Raw genomic sequence first — 4,275 nt, 5'->3', positions numbered from 1 at the left:
GCCCATCCTGCCAGTCGCGACCGATCGGACCGCCTTCGTGCCTTCATCCCCACCCGCCTCCGCCCCGACCGACGCCACCGTGCGGACCGCACTGCGATCGCCGCGGCTGCTGCGTACGGAGGTGCTGGCCGGCCTCGTCGTCGCGCTCGCACTGATCCCCGAAGCGATCTCGTTCTCGATCATCGCCGGGGTCGACCCGCGGGTCGGACTCTTCGCCTCCTTCACGATGGCGGTCGCCATCTCCTTCCTGGGCGGTCGGCCCGCGATGATCTCGGCGGCCACAGGCGCCATCGCGCTGGTGATCGCACCGGTGATGCGTGACCACGGCTACGACTACCTGATCGCGACGGTGCTTCTCGGCGGCCTGATCCAGATCGTCCTGGCGCTGGCCGGGGTGGCCAGGCTGATGCGGTTCATCCCCCGCTCGGTGATGGTCGGTTTCGTCAACGCGCTCGCGATCCTCATCTTCCAGGCTCAGATCACCCACATGGTCGACGTGCCCTGGCTGGTCTACCCGATGATCGCTGTCGGCATCGCCGTCATCGTCGGTTTCCCGCGGATCAACAAGGTGATCCCCGCGCCGCTGGTCGCCATCGTCGCACTCACGGCCTTCACCGTCCTCGGGGCGATCAACGTGCCGAACGTCGGCGACGAGGGCAAGCTGCCCGACAGCCTGCCCACCTGGTTCCTCCCCGACGTACCTCTCACCTTCGAGACGCTGCAGATCATCGCCCCTTACGCCCTCGGGATGGCGCTGGTCGGCCTGCTGGAGTCACTGATGACGGCCAAGCTCGTCGACGACATCACCGACACCCACTCCGACAAGACCCGGGAGGCGCGCGGCCAGGGCATCGCGAACCTTGTCACCGGCCTCTTCGGCGGCATGGGCGGTTGCGCGATGATCGGCCAGACGATGATCAATGTGAAGGTCTCGGGCGCGCGGACCCGGATCTCGACCTTCCTCGCCGGCGTGTTCCTGCTCGTCCTGGTCGTCGGCTTCGGCGACATCGTGGCGCTGATCCCGATGGCGGCGCTGGTCGCGGTGATGATCATGGTCTCGGTCGGCACCTTCGACTGGCACTCGATCCGCCCGGCCACCCTGCGCCGGATGCCGCGCTCGGAGACCGCGGTGATGGTGGCGACCGTCGTGGTGACCGTCGCGACCCACAACCTCGCGATCGGAGTCATCGTCGGCGTCCTGGTCGCGATGACGCTCTTCGCTCGCCGGGTCGCCCACCTGACCGACACCCACCGCGAGCTGGTCGAGGACGCATCCGGACACGTGACCGCGGTCTACCGGGTCACCGGCGAGCTGTTCTTCGCCTCCAGCAACGACCTCTACACCCAGTTCGCGTACGCCGAGGACCCGGACGAGATCGTGATCGACCTCTCCGAATCCCATATCTGGGACGCCTCCACGGTCGCGGCGCTCGACGCGATCACCCACAAGTACGCGGCCAAGAACAAGTCCGTACGCATCGTCGGGCTCAACCAGACCAGTGCGGACCGCCACGAGCGGCTGACCGGACAGCTCAGCGGCCACTGACCCCGCGCAGCGAGACGCGAGCCACAACTGGCCGATGGTCGCTGCCCGAGCGTGGGAGGACGCGCAGATCCGTCACCTCGGCTCCACGCGCGAGGACATGGTCGAGCTGCACGACGGGCAGCGCCGCGGGGAAGGTGAGCCGGAACCCGTGCTCCTCGCGCGAGACCTGCTCCGTCACGGGTTCGAGCCCGGGATCGCGCAGATTTCCGTTCAGGTCGCCGGCCAGCAGCACCGTCGGTGCCGGGTCCTCGGCGATCCTCTCCGCCAGCAGCTCGGCGCTCCGATTGCGGCTGCTCGCCGCGAGCCCGCGCGGGCCCAGGCGGACCGAGGGAAGGTGCGCCACGTAGACGGCCACGTCGCCCTCCGGGGTCCGGACGACCGCTCGCAGGCACCGGTCCCAGGACGCACCGATGCCCGTCGGGCGGATGTCGACACGCGTACTCTCCGTGATCGGGTGACGCGACCAGAGCCCGACAGTGCCTTGGGTCGCGTGATGCTCGAACCTCGACCCCAGCGCTGCCTCGTAGTGCCGCAGATGCTCCGAGGTGACCTCCTCCAGCGCGACGATGTCCGGGTCCTCGGCCAGCAGCGACTCGACTGCCGCGTCGACATCGTGGTTGTCGTCGGCGACGTTGTGCTGCACGACCGTGAGGTCGTACGCCGCAGGCTCGACGGGCACCAGCTGCTGGCCGAACACTCCCAGCCAGGCGGCGAGCGGAGTCAGCGCGAGCAGGGCGGCGACGACCGAGCGGCGCACGGCGGCCGCGAGCATAAGCAGTGGAACCGCGAGGACGAGCCACGGCAGGAGCGTCGCGACCAGCGAACCCAGGTTGCCCCAGCGGTTCGGCACCAGCTCGTGCAACGCGATCACCAGCGCGAGCAGCACCGCGGTGAGCGCGAGCAGCCCTCCCCGCCGCCACGGCGACCTGTCCACCTCCACGGACACCGACCCTAGCCAACGGGCCGTGACCGTGTAGAGGACGGTGTGGCGGCTTCGTTCACCGGGCAGAGACACCCGACAAGCAGGAGGATGAGAGTCATGACACAGCTGTTGCGGTTCGACCACATCGGCGTCACCGTCGCCGACATCGACCGGGCCACGGAGTTCTTCGTCGGCCTCGGCCTGGAGATCGAGGGGCGCACCTTCGTCGAGGGCGAGTTCATCGACACCGTCTGCGGGATTCCCGGCGCCCGCTGCGAGGTGGTCATGCTGCGCCCACCGGGCGGCGGCACCGCGCTCGAGGTCGCCCGGTTCGTACGTCCCGACCACGTGCCCGGCTCACCCGAGGCGATGGCCAACGAGCTGGGTCTGCGCAACGTGTGCTTCGAGGTCGACGATCTGGACGCGGTCCTCGAGCGGGTGGTCGCGGACGGCTACAGCCTCGTCGGGGGCGTCGGGGTCTACGAGGACGTCGTGCGGATGGCGTACGTGCGCGGGCCGGAGGGCATCATCGTCTCGCTCACGGACCGGATCGGCTGACCACCTCCGTCACGCTCGAAAAGGCCGGGCCTGATGGTGATGCATGTGGCACACTTCCGGCCATGACTTCGAAGCTCCTCGGTCTGCTTCCGCCGCCGGTCGCCTGACCGGAGCGGCCTCGCCGATCTGCCGCTGTACGCGAGGATCGGCTCTCTTTGGCGTGCTCCAGACGCTGCCTTCTTCGTCCTGTCGAACCTGGAGCACTACTTCGATGTCCTCTTACTCTGCCCGTCTCGGGCTCCTTCAGATCTGCCTTGCCGGGGTCCTGTGGGGCACCGGCGGCCTCGTCCTCCAGATCGTCCGCTCGATCACGCCGATGTCGGTGCTCACCGTGAGCGCCTACCGCATGCTGATCGCCTCGGTCGCTCTGCTCGCCGTCCTCGCCGTCCTAGGCCGCCTGCGCGACCTTCGCCTCGACACCCGCACGGTGGTCGTCGGCGCCGCGACCGGCCTCTACCAAGCGCTCTACTTCGCCTCCGTCGTGGCTGTCGGGGTGACCGTGTCCACCGTGGTCAGTCTCGGGATCGCTCCGGCGATCCTGCTCGTCGGCGAGGCCATCGCGTCACATCAACGGCCGACCCGCCGACAGCTGGTCGTGCTGGCGACGGCGCTGACCGGCCTTGTCCTGACCTCGGCCTACGCCAGCAGCGGAGCCGGGGGCGACCGACCGGTGATCGGGGTGCTGCTCGCGATCGCCTCCGGGTCTGCGTACGCGCTCACGACTGCTGTCGGACGCCCGCTGGCGCAGCAGCGCAGCCCGCTACTGGTGACCGCCGGCGCGACCGGCGTCGGGGCCGTCGTCCTCGTCCCGTTGGCGCTGCTCGGCGGCGGGCCACTCGTCTCGTCCTCGGCGACGGTGTGGGCCTGGCTGGTCTACCTGGGCGTGGCGACGATGGCGCTGGCGTACGGGCTGCTCTATGCCGGGCTGCGCACCACGCGCAGCAGCGCGGCCACCGTGGCGAGCCTGATGGAGCCGGTCGCCGCCGCGATCGCCGCCGCCGCGGTCCTCGGCGAGCGCCTGGCCGCGCCCGCGGTCGCCGGGGTCACGCTGATCCTTATGGCGATCTCCGGTCTCGGGTCGGCCGGGTCGCCCGGGTCGACCGGGCACAGGACAAAGCCGGGGAGTCTCAGGGGCTCCTGAGACTCCCGGCTAATGGCGTCAGTCCACCGGCGGGGCGATCGGCGGCGCGCCGTCGTCGTCTGCCGGAGGAGCCCGCGGCGCCGCCACGGCGGGCTTCTCCGCCGGCGG

Annotated in this window: 4 protein-coding genes; 3 read left to right on the top strand and 1 reads right to left on the bottom strand. The window is 70.0% G+C overall.

Annotated features, from left to right (window positions below; translation table 11 throughout):
- Positions 1 to 79 precede the first annotated feature (79 nt).
- Positions 80 to 1,546, top strand: a complete 1,467-nt coding sequence (locus ACFVJS_RS26615) for a SulP family inorganic anion transporter (RefSeq protein WP_378886569.1) — start codon at positions 80 to 82, stop codon at positions 1,544 to 1,546.
- Here ACFVJS_RS26615 and ACFVJS_RS26610 read toward each other — a convergent pair.
- Complete coding sequence (locus ACFVJS_RS26610) at positions 1,533 to 2,486, bottom strand: endonuclease/exonuclease/phosphatase family protein (RefSeq protein ID WP_378886568.1); 954 nt, start codon at positions 2,484 to 2,486, stop codon at positions 1,533 to 1,535. The genes ACFVJS_RS26615 and ACFVJS_RS26610 overlap by 14 nt on opposite strands.
- 99 nt (positions 2,487 to 2,585) lie before the next feature.
- Between ACFVJS_RS26610 and ACFVJS_RS26605 the strand changes: the two genes are divergently transcribed.
- Together ACFVJS_RS26605 and ACFVJS_RS26600 are read left to right on the top strand one after the other, a co-directional pair.
- Positions 2,586 to 3,026, top strand: coding sequence for a VOC family protein (locus ACFVJS_RS26605; protein ID WP_378886567.1), 441 nt, complete (start codon positions 2,586 to 2,588; stop codon positions 3,024 to 3,026).
- A gap of 211 nt (positions 3,027 to 3,237) precedes the next feature.
- Entirely contained in the window at positions 3,238 to 4,167 is a 930-nt protein-coding gene (locus ACFVJS_RS26600; protein WP_378886566.1) for a DMT family transporter, read from the top strand.
- Positions 4,168 to 4,275 lie beyond the last annotated feature (108 nt).

This window comes from Nocardioides sp. NPDC057772, from assembly GCF_042798075.1.
Classification (GTDB): domain Bacteria; phylum Actinomycetota; class Actinomycetes; order Propionibacteriales; family Nocardioidaceae; genus Nocardioides.
This window is presented reverse-complemented; position numbering and strand designations above follow the sequence as displayed.

Excerpts from the sequence above, each read along its gene's own strand:
- ACFVJS_RS26600 (WP_378886566.1), top strand. The coding sequence starts at position 3,238 with ATGTCCTCTTACTCTGCCCGTCTCGGGCTCCTTCAGATCTGCCTTGCC.
- ACFVJS_RS26605 (WP_378886567.1), top strand. The coding sequence starts at position 2,586 with ATGACACAGCTGTTGCGGTTCGACCACATCGGCGTCACCGTCGCCGAC.